Here is a 26,843-nt window from a genome sequence, read left to right as displayed (position 1 = left end):
TTATGGTTATCATTTGTTTTATAACCGATTTTACTAGCAGCCATTACTACAATAATTTGCCACGCCCTTATAACCAAACCTATAAATGGCATGCTGCTAGACAATTCTTATTTTAATTTACTTATTATGGTGTCGTCACCTATGACAAAACCCGCAGCTAAAAAAAGTGCAGCGCCCGCTGCTGACAAACCTAAAGGCAGCCCAAAAGCCAGTCCAAAGGGCAAGTCTTTGGTGATTGTTGAATCACCCGCCAAGGCAAAAACCATCAATAAATATTTGGGTGATGATTTTATCGTGCGCTCAAGTATTGGTCATGTCCGAGATTTGCCAGTCGGTGCTAGCAAAAGCGCAAAGAAACCAGCAACGACCAAAAAAGATGACAGTCTAAGTAAAGAAGAGAAAACTCAGCAAGCATTGGTACGGCGTATGGGTGTCGACCCTGAGCATGATTGGGCGGCAGTCTATGAAGTCTTGCCAAATAAGACCAAGGTCATTAAAGAGCTGAAAGCTTTAGCCAAAGACGCTGACAAAATCTATCTGGCAACGGATATGGATAGAGAGGGAGAGGCGATTGCTTGGCATCTTAAAGAAGTCATCGGCGGCGCTGACAGTAAGTATGAGCGTGTGGTTTTTAACGAGATTACCAAATCTGCCATTCAAAATGCCTTTAAGCAACCGTCTAAACTTGATATTGACCGAGTTAATGCACAGCAAGCGCGGCGTTTTTTAGACCGTGTCGTTGGTTTTATGGTATCGCCACTATTGTGGCAAAAAGTCGCTCGTGGTCTATCGGCGGGTCGCGTACAGTCAGTTGCCATGCGCTTGGTTGTTGAGCGTGAACATGAAATTCGCGCCTTTATTCCAGAAGAATATTGGCAGATTCATGCCGATACCCATATTGCTGATAGCAAAGCCAAAAAAGCTGCAGACGCTGAGCAAATTGGTATTCGTTTAGAAGCCACTAAGCAAGGCGGCAAAACGCTAAAGCTCGTCAATAAAGAGCAGACTGATAAAGTATTAGATGTCCTAAAAGCAAATGACTTTATCGTCAAAGAACGTGAAGAGAAGCCAACGCAGTCGAAACCAAGCGCGCCTTTTATTACCTCGACTTTGCAACAAGCCGCCAGCACGCGTCTGGGATTCTCAGTTAAGAAAACCATGATTTTAGCGCAACGTTTATATGAAGCGGGTCATATTACTTATATGCGTACCGATTCGACCTTTTTATCAGGTGATGCGCTTGCTGCGGTACGTGGCTATATCGAAGACAGCTATGGCGCAAAATACGTGCCAGAAAAGCCGAATTTCTATGGTAATAAACAAGGCGCACAAGAAGCGCATGAAGCCATACGTCCGTCTAACGTCAATATGAAGTCAACGCAGTTGAAAGCCGTTGAGCGTGATGCGATACGTTTGTATGAGCTAATCTGGCGTCAGTTTGTAGCCTGTCAGATGCTACCAGCAAAATATCTATCAGTGAATTTATTCGTTGCTGCTGATGATGTCGAGCTAAAAGCGCGTGGTCGCACCTTGGTATTTGATGGCTTTACCAAGGTTATGCCACCTGCCAAGACCGACGATAACTTATTACCAGATGTGAAAAAAGGCGATAAATTAATACTAGATAAGCTTGATCCGAGTCAGCATTTTACTAAGCCACCACCGCGTTTTACTGAGGCAAGTTTGGTCAAAGAGCTTGAGAAAAAAGGCATCGGTCGTCCATCGACCTATGCTTCTATCATCTCGACTATTCAAGATCGCGGTTATGTGAAGTTAGAAAACAAGCGCCTGTTTGCTGAAAAAATGGGTGATATCGTCACCGATAGACTGACGGCAAGTTTTCCTGATTTGATGGATTATACCTTTACCGCCGCGCTTGAAGACAAGCTTGATCATGTGGCAGAAGGCGATACCGATTGGAAAGATGTCCTTGATAATTTCTATGGTGACTTCAAAACAACGCTTGATCGTGCTAAAGAAAAAGACGGCATGCGCCCGAATGATCCAACCGATGTACCAGATGTCCATTGCGATCTTTGTGCTCGTCCAATGCAGCTACGTACCGGTTCAACGGGTGTATTCTTAGGTTGTACTGGTTACAACTTACCACCAAAAGAACGCTGTAAAGGCACTAAGAACTTAATGCCAGTCGAAGCTTTTGCCAATCTTGATGATGCCGAAGGTGATGACGAAGCGGCCGAAGTCAGAGATTTGATGGAGAAGAAACGCTGCCCGAAATGCGGTACGGCAATGAATGGTTATATCGTTGATGGCGGTCTTAAGCTGCATGTGTGTGGTAACAATCCTGATTGTGATGGTTATGTCTTAGAAGAAGGTAAGTTCGAAGTTCCTGGTTCTGATTCTCCAACCATTGATTGTAATAAGTGCGATGGACAAATGGAGTTAAAGACAGGACGTTTTGGTCCTTACTTTGCGTGTCAGCAATGTGATAACACGCGTAAAGTGCTGAAAACAGGCGAAGCAGCACCGCCGCGCATGGATCCTATTCATCTACCAGAGCTAAAATCAGTTAAGCATGAAGATTACTTTATCTTACGTGAAGGTGCAGCGGGCATGTTCTTAGCAGCCTCTAAGTTCCCTAAAGTACGGGAGACACGTCCGCCAAAGCTTGCTGAGCTGCGAGAGATTAAAGATAAAATGGAAGACAAGTTCCAGTATTTGTTTGAAGGTCCAGATGAGGATCCAGATGGTAATCCGACGATTTTACGTTGGTCGCGCAAGAAAAAAGAGCAGTATATCGGCTCTGAGAAAAATGGCAAAGCCACACGTTGGGGCGTTTACTGGCGTAAAGGAGAGTGGGTAGAGGAGTAAATTTCTTTTACCTTTAAGCTGTCAGTAGTTTTAGGCTATAAAAAAACCTCTTAGACAATCTAAGAGGTTTTTTTATGATTTAAAATCGAAGCTGTGATTATGGACTATGAATTATCTTTTTTCGATGATACCGCAAGCGACGCGATCACCGGCATTACCAGCTGGCTGACTGGTGTAATCATCAACGCCACTATGCACGATAAAGGCTAGGCGATTGACGCTGTATTTACCAGCATCAGCGGCAGAAATTTTCTTATTCACATAATTGATAGTTGCGACACCATCCGCATTAGCCGTTAGATTAGGTAAGTCGCCTGCATGGCCATTCATGTCATCTGGGTTAGAGTGTGGCTTATTATCTGGATTAAAATGCCCACCTGCTGCTTTACCCATATTGCCACAGCTTCCTGTTTCATGGATATGTAGCGACACGGTCTGACCCGGCTGCAAGTTCATCAGCTTACCATATACTTGTACACCGCCATCAACGGGGCGTAAAAACATTTGCCCGACTTCATTTTTATCACCAGTAACAGCATTAATGGTCGACTTTAAAACAGGTTGGTTTAGAGGATTGCCTGTTTGCATCTGACTTTCTACCGTTTGGCAACCCGTCATTGCTAAAGCAGAACCACATAATAGTGCACTTGCAAGCATTGTCTTATTCATTATTATCTCCGTTTTAAATTTTTGTTTTTGATATCATCAATGATTTACTGTATCAGTATAGCTAGGCGCTTGAAGGAGTTATTCACTAAAAGCGCAACAATCGGTTAATAAATGTAAGTATCATATGATTTTTAAAAGAAGGTAACTTAAGTAGGATATCTTCCTATCATATTTGAAGGGATTTAATCCAAGAGAAAATAAATAGCAAATTTAAAAATCCTGAACAAAAAAAAGACCGTAACTAATATTACGGTCTTTTTCTTACGTTAACTTATTAATTGTGTAGCGCTTTACCTTTGGTCTTATCAACCGTTACTTTGGCAGGTTTAATTGGTACTGGCATACTGACCAACGCTACTTTTAATATCTCATCAATCGTCGCGACTGGCTGAATGGTTAAGCCTTCTTTGACGTTATCAGGGATGTCGGCTAAGTCACGCTCGTTAGTATCTGGAATCAACACATGCTTGATACCACCACGATGCGCTGCGAGCAGTTTCTCTTTAAGACCACCGATACGTAAGATTTTACCACGCAGGGTAATCTCACCTGTCATGGCAATATCTGGACGAATAGCAATACCAGTTAAGGCAGATACTAAAGCTGTCGTTAGCGCACCACCAGCAGATGGACCATCTTTTGGAGTGGCGCCTTCTGGCATATGTACGTGGACGTCAGTCGTTTTAAAGGTCTCGTAATCAATCCCTAAGCTATCGCCGCGAGCACGTACTACACTCATCGCTGCACGGATAGATTCTTTCATCACATCGCCGAGTGAACCGGTAAAGATAAGCTCACCTTTGCCTTTCATCGCAACCGCTTCGATAGTGAGTAGCTCACCACCGACTTGTGTCCATGCAAGCCCAGTAATACGACCAATCTCAGGCTCTTCTTCCGCTAGACCATAGTCATACTGATGGACACCTAGATAGTCATCGATGTTTTTGTCATCGACCACGACCAGCTCACGTTCTGCTTTTTTCGGAGCGCGGGCACCATGCGTTTCAACCGAACCGCGAACCACTTTACGGCAGATTTTATTCACTTCACGCTCAAGGTTACGTACACCCGCTTCACGTGTATAGCTACGGACGATGCTATGCAATGCCGCTTCTACAATCTCAATCTCGCCTTCTTTGAGACCGTTATTTTTAATGGCTTTTGGCACTAGATACTTCTGGGCGATATTCACTTTTTCTGCTTCGGTATAACCCGGTAGGCGAATAACTTCCATACGGTCAAGTAGCGCGGCTGGAATATCCATACTGTTAGCGGTACAGATAAACATCACTTGTGATAAATCTAAGTCCATATCTAAATAATGGTCATTGAAAGTATCATTCTGTGATGGGTCTAACACTTCAAGCAATGCTGATGCTGGATCACCACGGAAATCATGCGCCATCTTATCGATTTCATCTAATAAGAATAGCGGGTTTTTAACTTCTACCTTTGCCAATGACTGCACGATTTTACCTGGCATTGCACCGATATACGTACGGCGATGACCACGAATCTCCGCTTCATCACGTACGCCGCCAAGCGCCATACGTACAAACTTGCGACCGGTTGCACGAGCAATTGATTCGCCCAATGAAGTTTTACCAACACCCGGAGGACCGACTAAGCAAAGAATAGGACCGCGCAGTTTTTTCACTCGTGATTGTACAGCGAGATACTCTAAGATGCGATCTTTGACATCTTGTAAGCCATAATGGTCTTCATCTAGGACAGTTTTAGCTTTATCTAAATTGATAGAAACTTTAGTCGTCGCATTCCACGGCGTGTCCAAAATCCATTCAATATAGTTACGCACTACTGAAGATTCGCTCGAAGCCGGTGGCATCATTTTGAGCTTTTTCATTTCTTGCTCAGCTTTTTTGCGCACATCTTCTGGCAAGTCAGCTTCATCAAGACGTTGTTCAAGCTCAGCCACGTCATCTTCACCATCGAACGCACCGTCATTCATATCTGACAGCTCGTTTTTAATGGCTTTCATCTTCTCGTTTAAGAAGTATTCGCGCTGATTGTCTTCCATTTGTTGACGGACAGCTTCTTGGATATCTTGTTCGATGTTTTGCTCAGCACTTTGCTTGACCAAGTATTCGGTCAAAGTGTTGATATGAGTTTTGATATCATTTTGCTCTAAAAATGACTGTTTGATATCAAGATCCATCGACACACGAGTTGAGATAAAGTAGACCAACTCAAGCAAATCATCGATACGTTTTGCAACGCGCGTTAGCTCACGCGCATTACGTAAACGTGCATCGGCATAGCTTTCAAACAGCGAGGTTAAAGCTTGAATCGTGTTTTTCTGCTGGCTTTCATCCATGCTGACATCAAGGTCTGCACGCTCAAAGCCTGCCATCAATAAATCATCATGACTCTCTATCGAATCAACACGAGCGCGATATTGACCTTCGATCAATACTTTGATGCAATTCTCATCGCTATCATGTGGCATGGTGCTGACGATACGACATACTGTGCCGTATTGGTATAAGTTATCGTGATCAATGTCTTCGGTGAGCGAGTCTTTTTGAGCAACGACCAAAACCTTATTGCCGTACTCAGCTTGCGCCAATTCAACCGCTTTGACTGAAGGCTCACGACCGACAAACAAGGCAATTTGCATATGCGGATAAACAACGACATCGCGCAGTGCCAATAATGGCAGATAGTCTTCAACAGCATCTTCTTTACTGTCTTTCGCAGTGTCATCTTCCTGATCAGCGTCAGACGCTGACTTGTTTTCTACTGCGTTATCAGACGAGGTTTTTAGCTCGTTCTGTTGCTCGTTTTCTAGCTCACTTTGCTGCTTGTTGTCATCAGCAACGTTAGGTGATACGTCGACATCGATGTCGATATTGTCTTTATCAATTTTATGTTCACTCATATATTCTTCCTCGTTCACCAGACTTGTAAAGTCAAGTTAGTGGTTCATGTTTAGATAAATGGTGCTGCTATATAAAATTGCAAGGCTCTGTTATCAACAGTTGAGAGAATATTGTGCCTTTATCTACTTTTTCTCTTCAGGCTATTTGGTTTTGCGCGTGGGTTTTAGTCATAAAATCAGGTAAAATAGCGCGCGTCTTAATCGCTCCGTTCAAATAGCAACTGTGTGGATTAAAGTGCTAGGGTTAAATAAATAGGTCAGCAATGTTGTCAATGGCAGGCTAAAAAATATAGGGTAAAGGGCGAGAATATGACCATTAATGCGGTACTACTGGCAGTTGTCATCATGCTAGGGTTGTCACTAGCGCGAGTGCACGTCGTGCTCAGTTTGTTAATCGGTGCGCTGGCAGGTGGACTCATCGCTGGTCTCGGTATGACTGATACCTTGAACGCCTTTCAAGAAGGGATTAAAAACGGCGCACAAATCGCGCTGTCTTATGCGCTGTTAGGTGCGTTTGCAGTAGCAATTGCGCATTCCGGCTTGCCACAATCTTTGGCAGGGGCAGTGATTAAGCGCATTGATGCAGGCGGCACCAGTGGCATGATTAAATACATGCTGTTTGCAGGTCTTGTCACTATGAGCTGCTTTAGTCAAAACTTAATCCCCATTCATATTGCCTTTATTCCCTTGCTTGTGCCGCCATTATTATTGGCATTTAACCGCATGCATATTGATAGACGCCTGATTGCTTGTTTGATTACCTTTGGACTTGTCACGACTTATATGTTTATTCCTTATGGGTTTGGCGATATTTATCTCAATCAAATCATGCTCAAAAATGTTGGTGAAGCGGGTATCGATATCAGTAATATCTCGGTGACCAAAGCCATGGCGATTCCCGCTTTGGGTATGTTCGTGGGCTTACTGATTGCTGTATTTATCAGCTATCGTAAACCGCGTCAGTATCAGCAGCTAGCAATTGATAAAGCTGCACATGATGAAGTGTTAGAAGGTGACGAGTTAAGCAAAACCGCGGCTACTGCAAAAACACAAAGTAAAATGAAGACGCTAGTGGCGATTGCAGCGATTGTCACTGCTTTTGTGGTGCAGCTATATACTGATTCACTATTACTAGGATCTATGTTTGGTTTTGGCGTCTTTATGGCGACAGGCGTCGTCAAATGGCGTGATGCCGATACGGTCTTTAATGACGGTATCAAGCTGATGGCAATGATTGGCTTTATTATGATTACGGCACAAGGGTTTGCGGAAGTCATGAAAGCGACTGAGCAAATACAGCCATTGGTCGATGGAGCGGCATCGTTGTTTGCTGGTAACAAAGCGATGGCAGCATTTATTATGTTACTCATTGGCTTGATTGTAACTATGGGTATTGGCTCATCCTTTTCGACCATTCCAATTTTGGCAGCGATTTATGTCCCACTTTGTATTTCGCTTGGGTTTTCGCCATTGGCAACAGTAGCTATTATTGGAACGGCTGGTGCGCTTGGTGATGCCGGTTCTCCAGCGTCAGATTCAACATTGGGTCCCACCTCTGGTCTAAATGTTGATGGACAACATGACCATATCAAAGACAGCGTGGTGCCAACCTTTATCCATTACAATATTCCGTTATTGATCTTTGGTTGGATTGCAGCGATGGTATTGTAGGTTTTAATATTTGTAAAATTCTCAGTAGTTTTGTAGGGTGTGCCGTATGCACCCTACAGCTTTCATTAATTTTTAATCAACGCTAACCTTTAGAAAATACAATCTATTAAATGCAGGATAGCTATTATGAATATTCAAGATTTTAGTCAACCTGAAATAGAGTTGTTGTTACAAGGGCTTAGAGTTCTATTATCTGAAAAATCAAAGAGCGATCCTGAATTAATACAATGGTCGTATGTGAGAAGTGATCCTTATATGGAAGTATTTGCTATTGATAAGGCTAAATACGAAGAAGAGCGTAATTATATAATAGATTTAATTCGTAAGTTAGAAATAGGCTAGCTTAGTAATAAAGTGATGTTAAATTAACTAATAAATTACTCATCAAAATCCTCAATCTCACTATTTAACCCACTCAAAAATTCATCACTTTGCGCCATTAATTCATTTAAACGGCGTTCATTGATAGTATTTGCTAACTCGTCAGCGCTAAAAGTCTGCTCTTGACTATAATAAAGCCGCTCATAATCCGCTTTTTCTAACTCTTGCAAATGTTGTTCGACATTCTCTGCACTAGAGTTAGTATCTAGAGATTTCTTATTATCATTCATCGAAACCACCTCAAGCCACTTGGCGTAATTATGGCATCTAACGGCACATCCCATGATTGACGCTCTAGTTGCTCAACCACTTGAAAGTCATAGCACCAGCCTATCTTTAGCGGTTTTTCAGCGCCAGACCGATAGCTATTACCTAGAGTTGTGTCATAAAAGCCACCACCCATACCCATACGATTGCCATTTTTATCGACCGCCACTAACGGACAAATAATCACATCTAATTCTGCTGCCCATAGCAATCGGCGATGATGGTTTTGCTTCATGCCTAAGCTATGAATGCGTGTCGGTACATTTAATAACTTTGCATGATAAATAGGCACAAAGCGCAATCGTTTATCTTCCAAGCCATTGCTAGTACGACCAAATGAGCCGACCACCGGCAAATACGGCAAATAGCCTAAGCGTTGACACCAATCCAAAATTGGCTGAGTGGGTAGCTCACCAAAGCCATCATAATATAAGCCGATACGTGCATTCGGCGGTAAGCGTTGCTGTAGCTTGATTAAATGCAAGCTTGCCATGCGTGCGTATTGTTTACGCTCATTATCCAAGAGCCTACGACGCTGGCGAGTGAAATGGCGTCTGGGTGGGTTGCTAATGGTATCAGCTATTTGCACATTATTAGTAGCTTGACTGCTCACGGTAGATAACTCAGGTAGCGAACTGGTAGATTGTTGTTGGCTGGTGCTCTTAGACATCAGTTACCCTCACGGACGTGGAGAAATTTGTGATAAGTCATGCTATCATAACGCCACTTTACAGCGTATTTTTCTTTGTGTGCAGCAGCTGTTGCACTTTTTATGACAAACCATTCATTACCAAACCATCAAAGAGGGTAGTTATGTCAACACAGAATCAGGCAACTCGTACCGAAAAAGACACCATGGGCAATGTAGAAGTCCCAGCTGACGCTTATTGGGGTGCACAAACCCAACGTAGCCGCGAAAACTTTAAAATCGGTGGCGAGACCTTGCCGCGTCCGATGATTGAAGCGATGGCACTGGTCAAAAAAGCCGCTGCGATTACCAATGCGAGCCTTGAGCGTATCGAAGATGATAAGCGCGATTTAATCGTACAAGCTGCTGATGAAGTTATCAACGGTGGTCTAACCGATCAGTTTCCGCTAGTCGTTTGGCAGACCGGTTCTGGTACTCAATCAAACATGAATATGAATGAAGTATTAGCGAATCGTGCCAATGAAATCGCAGGGAACGCGCGCGGCAGCTATACGCCGATTCACCCAAATGACCATGTAAATCATGCTCAATCTACCAATGATAGCTTCCCAACGGCGATTCGTGTTGCCGCTGCTCGTGAAATCAACGGCTTATTGATTCCAGCGGTAAAAGCCCTGCGTGATACGCTAGATGCTAAAGCAAAAGAATTCGATAGCATCGTGAAAATCGGTCGTACGCATTTACAAGACGCCACGCCTTTGACTTTAGGTCAAGAGTTTAGCGGCTATGTTAGCCAACTTGATCATTCATTGGTACGTATTGATAATGCGCTACAAGGCTTGTATGAATTGCCATTAGGCGGTACGGCGGTTGGTACAGGTCTAAACGCCCATCCTGATTATGCAGTAAAATCAGCTGAGCAATTGGCGACATTGTCTGGTCTTCCATTTGTGACGTCACCGAATAAATTTGAAGCACTAGCTGCTCGTGATGCCGAAGTATTTGCGTCAGGCGCATTAAAAACGCTAGCAAGTAGCTTGAATAAAATCGCTAACGACGTACGTTGGTTGGCATCAGGTCCTCGTTGTGGTTTGGGCGAGTTGACGATTCCTGAGAATGAGCCAGGCTCTTCTATCATGCCGGGCAAAGTAAACCCAACGCAGTCAGAAGCAATGACCATGGTTGTGGCGCAAGTCATGGGTAACGATGTCACTATCAGCATGGCAGGCGCGTCAGGTAACTTTGAGCTAAACGTTTATAAGCCAGTTATCGCGTTTAACTTGTTGCAATCTATCAAACTGCTTGGCGATGCGTGCAATAGCTTTAATGAAAACTGTGCTGTTGGTATCCAGCCAGTAAAAGACAAAATCGATGACTTCTTGCACAACTCATTGATGCTAGTGACTGCGCTTAACCGTCATGTTGGTTATGAGAATGCCGCAAAAATCGCTAAGACTGCTTATAAAGAAAACAAAACCTTGAAGCAAGTTGCGGTTGAGTTAGAGCTATTAACTGAAGCACAGTTTGATGAGTGGGTAATTCCTGCTGATATGGTAAATCCTAGATAAGCAGTAGACCAAATAATGACCTGCTACGGTGTCAGACTTGCTTAATGTACGATAGGTACCATTTGTACTGCTAGTAGCAGCATCATATTTGTTCCACTAAAAATTTAGAATAAAAAGACCTTGTCACTTCTTATATGAGAATGTGGCAAGGTTTTTTTTGTTTATATTTTTAAGGCTAGATCTACATCTTATATAGTGAATGTAATCTCAAAGATTGCTTATGGACTACTATAACTATTATCATATACATGCAGAATTTTGGAAAAAAAGACAATAACCTAAATCGGAGTAAACAATGATTACCCATATACCTGATATGACTTTTAAAACTCGTGTTCGTGATGACTCTATTGGAGGAGACAACCCGTTCACATGGTATGATCTAACCACAGATGAGTTATTTGCCAATAAAAAAGTGGTTGTGTTTTCTCTACCAGGTGCGTTTACGCCAACTTGTTCGACCAGCCATCTCCCTCGTTATGAAGCGCTTTATAATGAGTTTAAGGCATTAGGCATAGATGAAATAGTTTGCATTTCTGTTAATGATGCGTTCGTCATGTACCAATGGGGTCTGAAGCAAAACCGTGAAAATGTTTTCTTACTGCCTGATGGTAATGGTGAGTTCACTCGTAAAATGGGGATGCTTGTTGATAAGAGTAATGTTGGCTTTGGTATGCGCTCATGGCGTTATTCGATGGTTGTCGACAATAAAGAAGTTAAAAAAGTGTTTAAGGAAGCTGATTTTGGCGACAACTGTCCAATAGACCCATTTGAAGTATCAGATGCAGACACTATGTTAGCGTATTTAAAAAGTAATGCTTAGGTTCTATTGAGAAGTTAGAAATAAAAAAGACCTTGTCACGTTATGTGGCAAGGTCTTTTTTTCGGTTAAATTTTTGGAGCTAAGAGTTTGCAAAGCCTCAATAGGTAGGTAAAGTTTTGCGCTACTCTGTGACATTATTTATCTCTTCAATTTATGATATAAGTAATAATATCAAAAGATAGTAAACTACCATATCTACAGAGTACTTGAATATGAATTCAACGGATGCCGAATATACTGACCATAAAATATTTGAAGAACTTAATTATTATGCTAGCTTTTATGAGTCTTTATCCAACTCTGTCATGAGCTTCTCGACTAAAGGTACGTCAGCAATTGCTAATATGGATACTTATGTTTATATGTCCATGAGAGGCACCTTAGAGTCTATAGATTTAGTTTTAAAAAATGGTAATCTAAATGATGGTTATGCGTTATTAAGAAAATATTATGATTCTGTCATGATCAATGCGTACACAAATTTATATATCAATCAAAATTCAGAAATAGCAGATTTTTATGTTGCTGAGATCAATGATTGGCTGCATGGTAAAAAGCCATTGCCAAGAATGTCTAAGATGGCAAAATATTTAAAGAACTCTTTGTTTCTATCTGAAGTTAATGAGTTAATTGACTTGAATCAGCGCTATGAAGGTATTAGAAATCGTTGCAATGATAATATGCACTACAATTTCTTTTCCTTAGTATTGCTTAATGATGGCAGAATATATTTGAAAGAGCGTTCTCAGCATCTTGAACAATTGCGAAAAGATGTTAGAAATGTATTCATACTTAATATTTCATACATCTTTATAATTAATGAACATTACATGGTCTCTTCAGATTATTTAGAACATTTAGAAATGGGTATGACGCCACCTGAAAATAGTCAGTACTGGGTAGCTCCGTTTATTCAAGAGATGTTAAATAAAATTCTTCTAGAAAATCGTCCAGATATTTTAGAATTATTGAAAAGATCCACAAATATGGAACTTGCTTAAATTTTTACTACTAATGAATTTAAGAGCATATATTGATTGAGTTAGAAGGATTTAATGCGTTGAAAGTTTAAGGTTTCGTATCTATTACAGAATAAAAAAGACCTTACCACATTAAGCGACAAGGTCTTTTTTTATTTCATATACGTGCTTAATTAAAACTTATAAAGCAAACCAAGCGTCGTCGTAGCATCAGTACGCGAGTCAACCATTGGACTGTCATATTGCTCATTTGGCAGATAGCTTAAGCTTTGATTGGCAAAGCCCGCCCAGCGCTTACTGAAATCATAGTTGGCACTAACATTAATATAAGGATTCAAGCTTGAGTTGGCGGTATAAGCAGCGACGCCAGTTCTAGTTGACTCTGTATCACTTACCCCATAATAGTATTCATTGTAGTCGGCATCATTGTACTCAAATCCAACGCTTGGATAGACCGTTAGCTTGTTTTTGCTAATTTTACCAATATAGCTTAAGCGGGCAGTATTACCGCCGCTACGATCTAAGATATCTGTTGCGTATTGAGCACGAAAGCCACCAACCGGCGTCAGACGCGTATAGCTTAAGCCTGCAGCAGCAGAGGCTTTACGCTCATCAAGTCCTTTTAGTGCGCCAGTAGCATCATCAGGATCAAATGAATTGCCAGCAAGCTGAGCATAAGCAGCTAGCTGATTGCTGCCGTCATTGATAAGGTATACACCCGCTTGAGCACCGCGTGCGTAGATTTTATTATTGTCATAGAATACGCCTGGCAATACTTTTATCTCGGTGCTTTCTTCCAAATCATAAGCAGATTTGACTGCCATGACGTTGACGCCGACGCTTAACTCAGCATCAGGATCTTTCGGTAGGTTTTTATTGAAGAGTGCTGCATTAGATAGGCTAGCTGCGCCAAGCATGGCAGTAGCTGTCAACGTGTTAAGCAAAGCACGCTTAAAAGTAGGGGATAGCGATGATGATGTAGACATGATTTGCTCTCATAAGTGGGTGAAACAAAGGGATAAAAATAGTAAAACTCGTAAGGATTTTGTACATTGGAATCAGGTAAAACTAAAAGAGATATAGGTTAAACAGTGCTTTGCTCAATGGCATTGAGCACTTCTATTAATTGCTGATGAATATCTTGCCACCACCACATAAAGCCAATGATAATAAATAACATTACAATCCATGGCAGCAATTGCCAAATAAGCGCAGGTTTAATGGCTGTGCTTTTTTCATTCAGAGTTTCGTTAAGAGTAGGGCGAATAGGATTGGTAGGGTTAACAGTTACGTTTGAGTTTACACCACTATTATTATCTACATGACTCTCATTATGCAAACTGGCGTTATTTAAATGAGTATTATTTAAGTGTGCATTATTATCAAAGTCAGTGCCGCTATTCACTGGCGTATTAATATAAGTGGTATGATATTCGTTTTGTTGCTCACTTTGATAATGGGGTAAATAATCATTCTCGTAAGTGGCAATATTCTGTATGACAGCTGCCATACGTTGACGATAGGCAATCGCAAAAGGTAGTGAAATGATAAGACCGGTAATCGCACCGCCAATGTGACCAGCATTGTCGATACCCGGCACCGCAAAACCATAGACTAGGTTGATGCCCATAATAAATATCAGGCTTTTAAGATTCAGCACCATACCATTGACTGATATCTTAAACAGCGCGGCGATTAATAACGCTGCGCCAATACCCATGATACCGCCCGATGCGCCCGCAGATAATCCGGCTTGTCCTGTCCCGTCCACAATACCTTGCCATGTGACGTAATTATTCAGTAAGTTGCCACCGATTGCTGCCAGTAAAAATAGCGCCAAAAACTTCGCGGAGCCAAACATCGGCTCGGCGATTTGCCCAAAAAAATACATGGCAAAACCATTAAACAATAAATGCATCAGCCCAATATGCAAAAACGCACTGCTCACCAAGCGCCATGGCTCATTATCCATAGTAAAAGGCAAGGCATTGGCACCCCATTTTATCAGCGCTTCAGTTGAAGGATTATTGGCATCGACACCCGTTAATACCTGCATGATAAATAGCCCGATAAAGCTGACTAATAACAAGGTGGTAACAGGCGCTGTCTTTAATAATTGTTGAATGGTCATAACATCTAATTATCAATAAAAAATTATCAGTACAGTATAAAGGGTATAGATAGTATAAAGAAAGCGACCAACAAGTCTAAGTAGTTATATCGTCTACACTTACCAGCGCATTGGCGCTACGTAAGGCAAGGCAGTTTTGAGATGCTCGTAGGTACCTTTGACTAAGATATCATCGCGCACTTCATTGATATCGGTATGACCGCAAAACGCCATGCTGATATCACATTCGTTATAAATCAGTTCAAGCGCTCGGCGGACACCATCTTCGCCATACGCGCCAAGACCATAAAGAAAAGCGCGACCAATCATCGTGCCATTGGCTCCTAATGCCATCGCTTTGAGTACATCTTGCCCAGAACGAATACCGCTATCGAGCCAAACTTCAATCTGACTGTCTTCAGCACGCACGGCTTGTACAATATCGGATAGAGATGAAATGGAAGAGGGTGCACCATCCAATTGGCGTCCACCATGATTGGAGACCACTAGCGCATCGGCACCGCTACGAGCTGCCATGATGGCATCTTCTGGCTCCATAATGCCTTTGATAATCAGCTTGCCACCCCACATGTCTTTAATACGAGCGACATCATCCCAGCTCAGCGCCGGATCGAACTGCTCAGCTGTCCATGCTGATAGCGATGAGATATCCTCGACGTTTTTAGCATGACCGACGATATTACCAAAGGTGCGGCGGCGGGTTTGGAGCATATTCATACACCATTCTGGCTTGGTCATCAGATTTAAGATATTGGCAAGCGTTGGTTTTGGCGGCGCAGATAGACCATTTTTGATGTCTTTATGACGTTGACCGAGTACTTGTAAATCGGCGGTCAGGATGAGCGCTGAGCAATTGGCTTCTTTGGCACGGCGAATCAAATTGGCGATAAAGTCCATATCGCGCATCATATATAGCTGAAACCAAAATGGCTGGCTGGTATGGGTGGCGACATCTTCGATAGAGCAAATACTCATGGTCGATAGGGAAAACGGTACGCCAAAATTTTCTGCTGCCTGTGCCGCGAGGATTTCTCCGTCTGCCCACATCATGCCAGTAAAGCCTGTTGGCGCAATCGCAACTGGCATTTTTACTGGCGTGCCCAGCATTTCGGTGGCAAGCGAGCGTCCTTCCATATTGACCAATACCCGCTGACGTAATTTGATACGATCAAAGTCAGTTTCATTATTACGATAGGTGGTCTCAGTCCATGAGCCTGAGTCGACATAATCATAAAACATGCGAGGCACTTTGCGCTCAGCAACCCGTCGTAAGTCTTCAATTTCAGTAATTTTGCTCAAATTTTTCATAAGGTCTTCCTTGTTGCTTATTTGGTAACCGTTTATTAATTATGATGCTGCGGTCATTCATTTTTTGTCGTTAATTATCAGAAAATATTATCTTAACCGTGACATAAAACTGACGCTATCATAGTTAGTATAATAGCGTCAGTTCAAGTACTGAGTGCAGATTCACAGATTTACTAGTACAGCTAACTCATGTTAAGCAACGGTTTTTTTACTCGTCATTGCCATGATGCCAAAAAATGCGATTGGCCAAATGACAGCCAATATCCACCACCACATTTGACCGAAAATAATACCCATACCGATCAATCCTGCCTGAATCACATAGTATGTCATTGCGACTAAGGTTTTGCGAATAACATAGCCTTCTTTATCCATTAGACCAACCACCGCGCAAGCAGCAACGACGTTATGTACCGCAATCATATTACCCGCTGCGCCACCGACCGCTTGCAGTGCTACTACTTGTGCAGCAAGATTGACATCTAAGCCAATTTGACTGGCGGTTGACCACTGAAAGTAAGCGAACATCATATTACTGACGGTATTTGAGCCTGCAATGAACGCACCCAGCGCGCCAATCCACGGAGACACGAGTGGCCATGCATTTTGAAATGCACCAGCGGCACTCTCAGCCAGTAAGATGGGCATAGCGGGTAGCGAATTTGCGACTTCAGCAGCTGACCCGGAGTTGATGAATACTTGTACCATCGGTACCGAAAACAGCAAGGCTGGTGCGGCGGCTACCATGGTTTTTGCAGAACTACTCCAACTACGTTTGACGGCTTGTCCGTTCATTTTGAACAACAAGATAGAGATTAAGGCAACAATAATTAGAATGATACCTGGAGAATAGGCAAGTTGGATTTTACTAGAAATAGTTGTACCAAAAAGATTGGTAAATTGTATAGTGGTCAAATCTCCAGTCAAAAATGCCTTCAGTGGTGCAATGACTCGAGTGATGATTAGTAGACCAATAACGATGAGATAAGGAGAAAATGCCCGAACCAAAGAAAATCTTGGTGCAATGGAATCATCAAACTTTTCTTCAGGTAACGAGCCTAGCCAGTCTTTATCCCATTTAGCGCGTGGCGCAAAATCAAAAATCTCTTTAGGCATCAAGAAGCCGCGCTTTGCTGCAGGAAGCACAATCATAAGACCGATAAAACCGCCGACCAATGATGGGAACTCAGGACCTAGGTATCTAGCCACTAAATAATAAGGAACGGTAAAGCAGAGACCAGCAAAAATTGCAAAAGGCCATACTTTGAGCCCTTCAACGAAGGAGCGATTTTTACCAAAGAACCGAGTCAAAAATCCACTCAAAAGTAACGGAATTAGAAAACCCACCAGCGCATGTATCAGACCGATGTTACCCGCGATTTGTAATAGATAGTTTTCAGTTGAGAGTGGCGCAATCGCTTGCGTTATATCTGGCTTATCATTGATACCAGTCCAAACGCCAAGTAATACTGGCGTACCAACGGCACCAAATGATACGGGCGTCGACTGAATAATTAACATAGCCATAACTGATGCCATCGCTGGGAAACCTAAAGCCAACAACAACGGTGCACCGATAGCAGATGGCGTACCAAATCCTGATGAGCCTTCTATCAGCGAGCCGAATAACCACGCCACAATGATAACTTGAACGCGTCTATCGGGCGAGATATCCATAAAGCCTTTACGAATAGCGACAATAGCGCCCCCTTCCTTCAAAGTATTCAGCAATAAAATAGCCGCAAATACAATAAATAAAAGCGTGAGTGCGACGATGATGCCGTTTACAGTCGCGGCTGCGACTTGGGCGCCACTGGCTTGCCAAACGAACAACGCTAATAGCGCGGTTACTAAATAGGCAACGCCCATAGAAATCTTGGCAGGGAGCCGCAACATTACAAGCAAAACGAGTACTACCAGAATAGGCGCTAAGGCCAAAAAAGTGTACATAATAAACCGTCCTTGGTATATGTAGTTGAAGTCATCTTTGAAATATCATTGAATGATATTTCTTTTTTGTTTATCAGTATTAAGCCAAAAGAAGCCCGTAGTTTTTTGGTGCTGCGGGCGTCATTCAAATGGCAGTAAAGAACTTATTTCAAAAATTAGCTGAGACCTTGTATTCTTTGTTAAAGTAGTTAAGAGCTGATTATGATTGTCCTTTACAATCCGCTTAACTCATTATAGTTGGTTTTATTGTGGGTCTAACAATTCGATCCAATGCTTGACTGGGACGGACGCATGGCTGCCTAAATGCAATTGGCATCCGATATTGGCTGTCACAATCTGATCTGGGTTATCGATGGTAAGATCGTTGATTTTATTGGTGAGTAGTTGCTGGCTAAGCGTAGGCTGAAGGAGCGAGTAAGTACCAGCAGAGCCGCAGCATAAATGTCCGTTTTGGGTTTTAGAGAGCTCAATCCCAGCGCGTTGCAATATCTGCTCAACATGACCGCCTAACTGCTGAGCGTGCTGTAGCGAGCATGGGCAGTGGACAGCGGTCTTGCGATTCGTCTGTTTTACTACCAACTTCTCTAGGTCCTCTTTGATCAAAATTTCACTCAGGTCTCGGGTCAGTGCACTGATACGCTTGGCTTTAGCTGCATAAGCGTTGTCATGTTTGAGTTTTTCGCCGTACTCCTTGACCATCGAGCCGCAGCCTGAAGCGCTGATAACAATGGCTTCAGCCCCAGCCTCAATATATGGCCACCACGCATCGATATTGCGCCGCATAAACGCAAGCCCTTCTTCATGGGCTGGTATGTGATAGCTCACAGCGCCGCAACATCCGGCATCTGGTGCAGCAATCAAGCTAATGCCTAGCCTATCAAGTACTCGGGCGGCGGCATTGTTGGTATTGGGAGTGGCAGAAGGTTGGGCGCAGCCCTCTAGCACGAGCATTTGACGCGAGTGTTGCTGTGAGGGTCGCGGGCGGGTGATTTGCTTAACAGGGACTTGGGCTTTTAAGTCGCGAGGCAAAAAGGAGCGAAACAGTTGTCCGAGTCTTAAGATAAACCCAAATCGGTGCGGATAGGGCAACACCTTTCTGATAAGCCAGCGTTTAAGTCTTTGATCGGCAGGTCGCGACAGCTGTTCTTCCATAATATCGCGGCCGATTTCAGCCAAGCGGCCATATTTTACCCCAGAGGGGCAAGTGGTTTCGCAGCTACGACAAGTTAAACAACGGTCTAAATGAAGTTGGGATTTTTCGCTAACATCACCAGTTTCAAGCATTTGTTTTAGTAAATAAATACGACCACGAGGGCCGTCACGCTCATCGCCAAGCTCTTGATACGTGGGGCACGTGGCATTACAAAATCCACAGTGAACGCAAGTGCGCAAAATATCGTCGGCTTCTTGAATATCTGGGTGATCCAGATATTTTATATTGATTTGAGTTCGCATTACGACTTCCTTGTCATCGAGCTAATTTACATCCAGCTGTATAAACGATTGGGATTGAAAACACCATTCGGATCAAAGGCGTGTTTGAGGCGTTGGTGGAGCTTTTGGAGCGCCTCAGACTGAGTATGAAAGACCTCCTGACTCCTGTCACCACCGCGATAAAGGCTGACCTGACCACCTGCAGCCTCAGCGAGCGCTTCTAATTTGTCCGCGGTAAATTCGCCACGAAGCCAGCGCTGTGATCCTCCCCAATCAATCAGCCAATCTTCCTCTGGTAGCATATGCGCCGCGCTACTTTTTACAGAAAACCGCCACAATGAGGACGCGTTTAAAAAATAATCCAATTGCTGCTCACGAAGCATTGACCAAAACGTATTTGTATCCTCTAATATTGCGCCTTGCCACTGGTTGACAGTACTGTCTACAGCACTTCGCGCGCCGGCCAAGCGCAAATACAAATGATTGTCAAACCAACAAGCCCCTGTCAAGGGTTTGGATTTTCCTGAGAGACGGTTCATAGTCTCAATAGCCTTTGCAGCGTCCATTTCCTGCTTAATAGTCACAGTGGCGGCAGGCTTAGGCATGACTTTTAGACTGACTTCAGTGATGATACCCAACGTGCCCATAGCGCCTGCTTGCATCCGTGAGACATCATAACCGGCGACGTTTTTCATTACCTGACCGCCAAAGCGCAGTTCGTCTGCATGGCCATTAATCAGGCGAATGCCTAAGACATGGTCTCTTATTGAACCGCTCCAAGGTCTTGCTGGGCCTGATAAGTGGCAAGCCAATGTACCGCCCAAGGTTGCTTGTCCGTCAAATGTCGGTGGTTCAAATGCTAAGCACTGATTGTGTTCTGCTAAGGCGCTATTAATCTCAGTAATTGAGGTTCCAGCACGAGCAGTCAGCACCAATTCGATCGGCTCATAACTGAGAATACCTTTGTGCTCGCTAAGACTGATGGGGTCGCCTATTGGCTCACGTCCCATAAACTGCTTACTGCCCCCGCCCATGATTTGTAGGGCTGTGCCGTCATGGCTGGCTTGCATTACTCGCGCAATCAGCTCTTGACTGATGTCTGTCATGCCAGATCTCCTTGCTGTGGTTGAGAGTCATGGTTGTGTTGCGTTCTGTCAAGGGTACGGTACTCTTGACAGCGCTTGAGCACTGGAATGCCCTTACCTGGATTTAGCGTACCGATTGGGTCAAAGGCGTGCTTGATTGCATGAAATTGTGTCAGCTCTTGATCGTTAAACTGAATCGTCATTTGGCGGATTTTTTCGACCCCAACCCCATGCTCACCAGTTATGCAGCCGCCCACCTTGACGCAAAGCTCTAAAATCCGGCTACCGAACTCTTCAGTGCGCTCAAGCTCTCCTGGGACATTGGCATCAAATAAGATAAGCGGGTGCAAATTGCCGTCCCCAGCATGAAACACGTTGGCGACGCGCAGACCGTATTCATCTGAGAGTTTTTGCATTTCGGTTAAGACATGGGCAAGTTGGCTACGCGGAATGGTGCCATCCATGCAGTAGTAGTCAGGGGATATTCGTCCGACAGCGGGGAATGCAGATTTTCGACCTTTCCACAATAAGGCGCGCTCCGCCTCACTTTGTGAGACACGTGTTGTGGTTGCGCCAAGCTCGATAAACAGCTGCTCAACCTCTGCAATCTGTTCTTGAACTTCCGCCTCGCTACCATCTAACTCACACAGCAGCAAAGCTTGGGCGTCAATTGGATAGCCTGCATGAGCAAATGCTTCGGCGGCTATGATGGCAGGGCTGTCCATCATCTCAAGTCCGGCTGGAATAATACCTTTGGCAATCACGCCGCCGACCGCATCCCCTGCAGTCTGGACATTATCAAAAGCGGCCATAATGACCTGAGCCTTTTCAGGGCTAGGTAGCAGCTTGACCGTCACTTCAGTAATCACCCCAAGTAGACCCTCAGAGCCAGTAATCAAAGCCATCAAATCAAAGCCGTTGCTATCAAGACCTTCACTACCAATAGTAATGAGATCCCCCTCGACTGTGACCATCTCAACTTTTAATAAATTGTGAGTGGTCAGACCATATTTGAGACAATGGACGCCGCCTGAGTTTTCGGCGACGTTGCCACCGATGGAGCAGGCAATCTGTGAGGAGGGGTCTGGGCCATAATACAAGCCATATTGTCTAGCTGCCTCACTAATAGCAAGGTTACGGACACCTGGCTGCAAACGTGCGCTACGGGCAAGTGGATCAATATCAAGGATATGTTTGAATCGTGACAACACCAATAAGACGCCATCAGGGTTGGGCATTGCACCTGCACACAAACCCGTACCGGCACCGCGTGCGACCACAGGGATTTGATAGCGATAACAGATTCGCATGACCTCACAAACTTGCTCAACGGTTTTTGGGAGCACCGTAATGAGTGGCATATCGCAATATACCGATAAGCCATCACACTCAAAAGGCTTTTGAGTCTCCTCATCATTGATCACGTACTGAGGCTCAATAAAATCGCGAAATAGCTCTACTAAAGCAGCTTTATCAGGTCTTTGGCTCTGATTCATGGTGGCATTCCTTTGCTCACTAAATTGTCGACACTCACTGCATTATTATACAGATGACCTTAAGCTTATAATAAAAAGGGAAAGATTAGCTATCAATATATTAGCTAAAACTGAATAAAATGATATGTAATGTTTTGAATTAGTAAGAATTAAGCTTGTTTGCGACTGTATTGAATAAGCGAGCAGGGGCTGGCAGGGTTACAATAAACGCTGTAAATCCAGTACTGAAAATGGATAATCTAAGCGTTTTGTCGGTGTCAAGACGACGGGAATAGTCGTCGCAAAGGCCATCATAAGCGGCTCAGAGAAATCGGCAATATCGACAGGCTCGTAAGTAACGCGTTGCACCACTTGTAGCTGTGTTATCAGCTGTTCAGCAATATCACATAAATGACAGCCTGAAGTACCAAGCAACCACCATTTAGCAAAATTTTCAGAACTGCCAAGCTCAGGTTTTTCTTCAATCATATGAGCACGCAATGTGCTTACATTATTATTCTCGTACATAGCTACTCTCTTATATTAATCCTAAAGGCAAAGCTTACAAATTCAACGTTCATTTTTGCTGATTTTTTACGTGTACTCATGTGACATGATAAAGAAGTGGGGTAAATAATGACAGCGATTGTGAGATTAGGTAAGATGAGCTGCTATTTATAATTGCTGACCTATATTGCTAGGCTAAGCGCTCCTTACTTCCTCTAACTATCTTTTCAATCACTTGGACAACACGCATGACAAGTTTTGGCAAATTTATCAAACGACTCTTATTGGCATTGATGGTGTTGGTCGTCGCATTCCATGTGTTGGTTGCAGGACTGCTATTAATTTGGAAAACGCAGCCGATTAATAACAGCATGTTTATGCTCACCCATCGCATTATGGGCGGTGATGTTAGCCAAACTTGGGTTGAATATGACGCGATTGCCAAATCTGCGAAGCAAGCGGCGATTGTCAGTGAGGATTCGACGTTTAGCCAGCATAACGGCTTTGATATGAAAGGCATTAAGGCGGCACAGAAAAAGAATGAAGCGACTGGCAAGATGTCGGCAGGCGGCTCAACCATCACTCAGCAATTGGCTAAAAATCTGTTTTTGACTTCGCATCGCTCTTATACCCGTAAAGCTGAAGAGGCTGTTCTCACCATAATGATTGAGACATTGTGGGATAAGCAGCGGATTTTGACCGCGTATTTGAATGTAGCAGAGTTTGGCAATGGTATTTATGGTGTTGAAGCGGCAGCGCAGTATTATTTTGATAAATCAGCGGCTAATCTCAATCGTGATCAGTCAGCCTTATTGATTGCCATGCTAACCAATCCAAAATACTATGAAAGTCATCAAAGCGATAAACGCCTGCGTAATAAACAACGTATCATTAAAAAGCGTATGAAAAATGCTGTATTGCCACAGTCTGCTTAAATGTAGCTAGAATTAACGGTAACAATAGAATAATACTTAAAAAGTATAGTATAAAAATGCTGATAGGATAAGATTGATATAAAAATGATAGCAGTTTGATAACAGTCATAGGAGTGGAGCGTGGTAGAGATGGATAATAAGCACAGTAATAGTGATAAGACCGCTGATGTTATTGAGACATATATTGATGCGAATAATGATGTCAATAGAGAGAGTGACACAGTTAAAGTAGACGGTGCCATTAATACCAGCAATCCTCCTACCGATGAAAGCCTTATTAATCCGTATGGCAACCAAGTTTTAACCGAGATTGATTGGCAACGCTCGGAAGATGGCAATTATTCACCCAGCAGCTATATCAATCGTGACTTGTCTTTATTGCAGTTTCATCTGCGGGTCTTAGCACAAGCGGCAGATCCCCACCATCCTTTGCTTGAGCGTTTATTCTTTTTAATGATTTTTTCATCCAATATCGATGAGTTTTTTGAGATTCGCGTTGCTGGTATCATGCAAAAGCTCAATCTGGGAGATGTGTCGACCAGTGTACATGGTATGCGTCCTAGTGAAATTCTTAATGAAATATCAGCGGTGACTCATGATGCCATCGCTGAGCAATACCGTATTTTAAATGAAGATATCTTGCCAGCACTGGCGCTTGAGGATATTCGTTATTTAAAGCGTGATGAGTTGAATGCCGAGCAATCCGCATGGATGAAGCGCTATTTTACTGAGCAAGTATCGCCGGTATTGACACCTATTAGCATTGATCCTGCGCATCCATTCCCGCGCTTGGTGAATAAAAGCTTGAACTTTATTGCGACGTTAGAGGGCAAAGACGCCTTTGGTCGCGATATTAATTTGGCAATCGTACCCGCGCCGCGTAGCTTGCCGCGCGTGATTCGTCTGCCTGATGAATTGACTGGTGGCAAAGAGCACCATGTGATGTTATCAGCGATTATCCATGAGCATATTGGTGAGCTATTCCCTGGTATGAATGTCACGGGCTGTCATCAATTTAGACTGACGCGTAATGCGGATTTGGACTTGGCAGATGATGTTGATGACATTGCCAAAGCCTTAGAAGGTGAGCTTGAAAACCGCCGCTTTGGTGATAAAGTGCGCCTTGAAGTCACTACTGAATGCCCAACGCCAATTAGTGATTATTTGCTTAATGAGTTTGAGTTGCATGACAATCAATTATACCGCGTCAATGGACCTGTCAACTTAACGCGTTTGCTGTTTGATTTTAATATCCCATCCTTGCGTTATCAGCCCTTTACGCATGTGATACCAAAACCGTTTCGCCGCGAAGTCGACAAGCTTGATAAAGCAACCAGTATGTTTGCTGCCATGCGTAAAGGCGATGTATTGGCGCATCATCCGTTCCATGCGTTTTCGCCGATTATTAATTTACTTTGGCAAGCTGCCAGTGATCCAAAAGTATTAGCGATTAAGCAAACGCTTTATCGTTCAGGTACCAATTCAGAAATTGTCAAAGCGCTAGCCGCAGCAGCACGTAATGGTAAAGAAGTGACAGCAGTCATTGAGTTACGCGCCCGTTTTGATGAAGCGTCTAATATTGCTGTTGCCAACTATCTGCAAGAGGCAGGGGCGGTAGTGGTCTACGGTATTGTTGGCTACAAAACCCACGCTAAACTCATGCTCATCGTGCGCCGCGAAGAGGGGAAAATGCGCCGTTATGTGCATTTAGGCACGGGTAATTATCACGCAGCAAATGCTAAAGTCTATACCGATTATGGATTATTCAGCGCGGATCCTGATATCTCAGAAGACGTCCACAAGATATTCCAAGAGCTGACCGGCATGGGTAAACCTGCTAATCTTAAAAAACTATTGCATGCACCATTTACCTTGCATGATAAATTGATGAGCTTTATCGATGATGAGATTACTCATGCCAAGGCGGGCAAGCGCGCTCATATTATTGTTAAAGTAAACGCCTTAACCGAACGTCGTTTGATTGATAAACTATATGATGCGTCACAAGCAGGGGTCAAAATTGAACTGATTTTGCGCTCCATATGCTGTCTGCTTCCGCAAGTGAAGGGTCTGTCTGAGAATATCACCGTACGTTCTGTTATCGGTCGTTTTTTGGAGCATACTCGCATTTATTACTTCTATAATGATGGTGATGAGCGCTTGTACTGTGGCAGCGCCGATTGGATGGATCGTAATTTGTTCCACCGTGTAGAGGTAGCGTTTCCGATTGAAGATAAAAAATTGTCTAAGCAAATTTATCAAGATGGACTGTTGAGTTACCTCCAAGACAATAAGCAAGCGTGGACACTTAGCGGTGACGGTAACTGGCAACGAACCAAGCCAGCGGCGGATGAAGCGCCTCACATTGCTCAAGAGCATTTATTAAAGGTGATTAATCGTGTTGGCGAGCCAGTATAACTGTCTTGTTTATTAGCGGTTATTAAGTTGATTAATCTCATTTAGTATTTTTAATGTTATCCACTCTTTTCAACAATATAACAGCCAAGCATAGGGATTACTCTGTGCTTGGTTTTTTTTTGCCTACCAACCCTACTTTCTGGTTACAAACTGTCTGGTAAGCTCACACTTATTCACATATTTATACGGCAGTACACTGGTGAGCGTATCAAATTTATTCTTATAATTAGGTAGATATAAATAATTATATAGATATAAACATTTACTCTTATAACGTATCTCACTAAGAAAACAGGATTTCACCATGAGTCACCCCAACAATAATAGCTCAGATAATAATAGCTCAGATATCAAAAAAGCCGCTGAGCAAGCAGACAGCCAGCAGATTGAGAGAAATTTAGAAAATGGCAAGCCAGTTGATGCACCAGAATTATTAACAGAAGAAGAGCAAACTTCTTTTATCAACGATGATTTGCGTACAGACAAATAGTTAGCAAAAAATTATTGAACTCCATACTACTAAAGCGAGGGAAATGCCATGTCACATGATAGTCAGTCAGACAATATTCAAACTAACAACATGCACCCAAATAATGAAAAGCCCGTATCCGTCAACGACCCAGCGAAGCTGCATCCAGATAATCCATCGGACAGTTATGAAGGTCGTAAGCACGAACCCGAAATTGATGGACCTCAGCAGGAGTCGCAGGAGACGGATGAGATATACGCTGACCCACGCAAAGAAGAAAATCTGCCTCCAGGTGGAAAAAATGTTGGCGATCTAAACGCCTATGATTTATCGCAAAAAGGCAATGAATAGTTTTTCATCGTCGTGACTATCTAAACTCTCATATAAATGAT

Annotated in this window: 22 protein-coding genes; 10 read left to right on the top strand and 12 right to left on the bottom strand. The window is 43.2% G+C overall.

Annotation, left to right across the window (positions count from 1 at the left end; all coding sequences use genetic code 11):
• Positions 1-141 precede the first annotated feature (141 nt).
• Entirely contained in the window at positions 142-2,832 is a 2,691-nt protein-coding gene (gene topA, locus PCRYO_RS09730) for a type I DNA topoisomerase (protein WP_011514221.1), read from the top strand.
• Positions 2,833-2,943: 111 nt separating this feature from the next.
• Here topA and PCRYO_RS09725 read toward each other — a convergent pair whose 3' ends face one another.
• On the bottom strand, positions 2,944-3,501 hold the full coding sequence (locus PCRYO_RS09725; RefSeq protein WP_011514220.1) for a superoxide dismutase family protein: 558 nt from the start codon (positions 3,499-3,501) through the stop codon (positions 2,944-2,946).
• A gap of 274 nt (positions 3,502-3,775) precedes the next feature.
• Entirely contained in the window at positions 3,776-6,400 is a 2,625-nt protein-coding gene (gene lon, locus PCRYO_RS09720; protein ID WP_011514219.1) for an endopeptidase La, read from the bottom strand.
• 309 nt (positions 6,401-6,709) lie between these two features.
• Between lon and PCRYO_RS09715 the strand changes: the two genes are divergently transcribed.
• Together PCRYO_RS09715 and PCRYO_RS09710 are read left to right on the top strand one after the other, a co-directional pair.
• On the top strand, positions 6,710-8,071 hold the full coding sequence (locus PCRYO_RS09715; protein ID WP_011514218.1) for a Na+/H+ antiporter family protein: 1,362 nt from the start codon (positions 6,710-6,712) through the stop codon (positions 8,069-8,071).
• Positions 8,072-8,197: 126 nt separating this feature from the next.
• The gene (locus PCRYO_RS09710) at positions 8,198-8,413 is read left to right on the top strand and encodes a hypothetical protein (protein WP_011514217.1); all 216 of its coding nucleotides are present in this window, start codon (positions 8,198-8,200) and stop codon (positions 8,411-8,413) included.
• A gap of 35 nt (positions 8,414-8,448) precedes the next feature.
• Here PCRYO_RS09710 and PCRYO_RS09705 read toward each other — a convergent pair whose 3' ends face one another.
• A complete protein-coding gene (locus PCRYO_RS09705; protein ID WP_011514216.1) occupies positions 8,449-8,682 on the bottom strand; it encodes a hypothetical protein in 234 nt (77 codons plus the stop codon).
• Entirely contained in the window at positions 8,679-9,389 is a 711-nt protein-coding gene (locus PCRYO_RS09700; RefSeq protein ID WP_011514215.1) for a 5-formyltetrahydrofolate cyclo-ligase, read from the bottom strand. The genes PCRYO_RS09705 and PCRYO_RS09700 overlap by 4 nt, the downstream gene beginning before the upstream one ends.
• A gap of 143 nt (positions 9,390-9,532) precedes the next feature.
• Between PCRYO_RS09700 and fumC the strand changes: the two genes are divergently transcribed.
• The 3 genes from fumC (at position 9,533) to PCRYO_RS09685 (ending at position 12,760) form a co-directional block, all read left to right on the top strand.
• Complete coding sequence (gene fumC, locus PCRYO_RS09695) at positions 9,533-10,936, top strand: class II fumarate hydratase (RefSeq protein WP_011514214.1); 1,404 nt, start codon at positions 9,533-9,535, stop codon at positions 10,934-10,936.
• A 295-nt stretch (positions 10,937-11,231) separates the two neighbouring features.
• A complete protein-coding gene (locus PCRYO_RS09690) occupies positions 11,232-11,759 on the top strand; it encodes a peroxiredoxin (RefSeq protein ID WP_011514213.1) in 528 nt (175 codons plus the stop codon).
• Between the two features lie 212 nt (positions 11,760-11,971).
• On the top strand, positions 11,972-12,760 hold the full coding sequence (locus PCRYO_RS09685) for a hypothetical protein (protein WP_011514212.1): 789 nt from the start codon (positions 11,972-11,974) through the stop codon (positions 12,758-12,760).
• Positions 12,761-12,912: 152 nt separating this feature from the next.
• Here the strand turns inward: PCRYO_RS09685 and PCRYO_RS09680 are convergent, their stop codons facing one another.
• From PCRYO_RS09680 to PCRYO_RS09645, 8 genes are all read right to left on the bottom strand, one after another.
• Complete coding sequence (locus tag PCRYO_RS09680; RefSeq protein ID WP_011514211.1) at positions 12,913-13,725, bottom strand: MipA/OmpV family protein; 813 nt, start codon at positions 13,723-13,725, stop codon at positions 12,913-12,915.
• 98 nt (positions 13,726-13,823) lie between these two features.
• A complete protein-coding gene (locus PCRYO_RS09675; protein ID WP_011514210.1) occupies positions 13,824-14,870 on the bottom strand; it encodes a rhomboid family intramembrane serine protease in 1,047 nt (348 codons plus the stop codon).
• A 99-nt stretch (positions 14,871-14,969) separates the two neighbouring features.
• Positions 14,970-16,178 carry an alpha-hydroxy acid oxidase gene (locus PCRYO_RS09670; RefSeq protein ID WP_011514209.1) on the bottom strand — a complete coding sequence of 403 codons (1,209 nt, stop codon included), beginning with the start codon at positions 16,176-16,178 and terminating at the stop codon, positions 14,970-14,972.
• Positions 16,179-16,370: 192 nt separating this feature from the next.
• Positions 16,371-18,128 carry an L-lactate permease gene (locus tag PCRYO_RS09665; protein WP_011514208.1) on the bottom strand — a complete coding sequence of 586 codons (1,758 nt, stop codon included), beginning with the start codon at positions 18,126-18,128 and terminating at the stop codon, positions 16,371-16,373.
• Between the two features lie 243 nt (positions 18,129-18,371).
• Positions 18,372-19,583, bottom strand: coding sequence for a glycolate oxidase subunit GlcF (glcF, locus tag PCRYO_RS09660; protein WP_011514207.1), 1,212 nt, complete (start codon positions 19,581-19,583; stop codon positions 18,372-18,374).
• 26 nt (positions 19,584-19,609) lie between these two features.
• Positions 19,610-20,668 (bottom strand): glycolate oxidase subunit GlcE, encoded by a 1,059-nt coding sequence (gene glcE / locus PCRYO_RS09655; protein WP_011514206.1) that lies wholly within the window; start codon positions 20,666-20,668, stop codon positions 19,610-19,612.
• Positions 20,665-22,143 (bottom strand): FAD-linked oxidase C-terminal domain-containing protein, encoded by a 1,479-nt coding sequence (locus PCRYO_RS09650; RefSeq protein WP_011514205.1) that lies wholly within the window; start codon positions 22,141-22,143, stop codon positions 20,665-20,667. The genes glcE and PCRYO_RS09650 overlap by 4 nt, the downstream gene beginning before the upstream one ends.
• A 198-nt stretch (positions 22,144-22,341) precedes the next feature.
• On the bottom strand, positions 22,342-22,650 hold the full coding sequence (locus PCRYO_RS09645) for a glutaredoxin family protein (protein ID WP_011514204.1): 309 nt from the start codon (positions 22,648-22,650) through the stop codon (positions 22,342-22,344).
• A gap of 227 nt (positions 22,651-22,877) precedes the next feature.
• Here PCRYO_RS09645 and mtgA point away from each other — a divergent pair, with 227 nt between their 5' ends.
• From mtgA to PCRYO_RS09625, 4 genes are all read left to right on the top strand, one after another.
• Complete coding sequence (gene mtgA, locus PCRYO_RS09640) at positions 22,878-23,564, top strand: monofunctional biosynthetic peptidoglycan transglycosylase (RefSeq protein WP_011514203.1); 687 nt, start codon at positions 22,878-22,880, stop codon at positions 23,562-23,564.
• A gap of 129 nt (positions 23,565-23,693) precedes the next feature.
• Positions 23,694-25,982, top strand: coding sequence for a polyphosphate kinase 1 (gene ppk1 / locus PCRYO_RS09635; protein WP_011514202.1), 2,289 nt, complete (start codon positions 23,694-23,696; stop codon positions 25,980-25,982).
• Between the two features lie 304 nt (positions 25,983-26,286).
• Entirely contained in the window at positions 26,287-26,472 is a 186-nt protein-coding gene (locus tag PCRYO_RS09630) for a hypothetical protein (protein WP_041753199.1), read from the top strand.
• A 48-nt stretch (positions 26,473-26,520) separates the two neighbouring features.
• Complete coding sequence (locus PCRYO_RS09625) at positions 26,521-26,802, top strand: hypothetical protein (RefSeq protein WP_011514201.1); 282 nt, start codon at positions 26,521-26,523, stop codon at positions 26,800-26,802.
• The last annotated feature ends 41 nt before the right edge of the window (positions 26,803-26,843 follow it).

It is taken from the genome of Psychrobacter cryohalolentis K5 (assembly GCF_000013905.1).
GTDB lineage: Bacteria > Pseudomonadota > Gammaproteobacteria > Pseudomonadales > Moraxellaceae > Psychrobacter > Psychrobacter cryohalolentis.
This window is presented reverse-complemented; position numbering and strand designations above follow the sequence as displayed.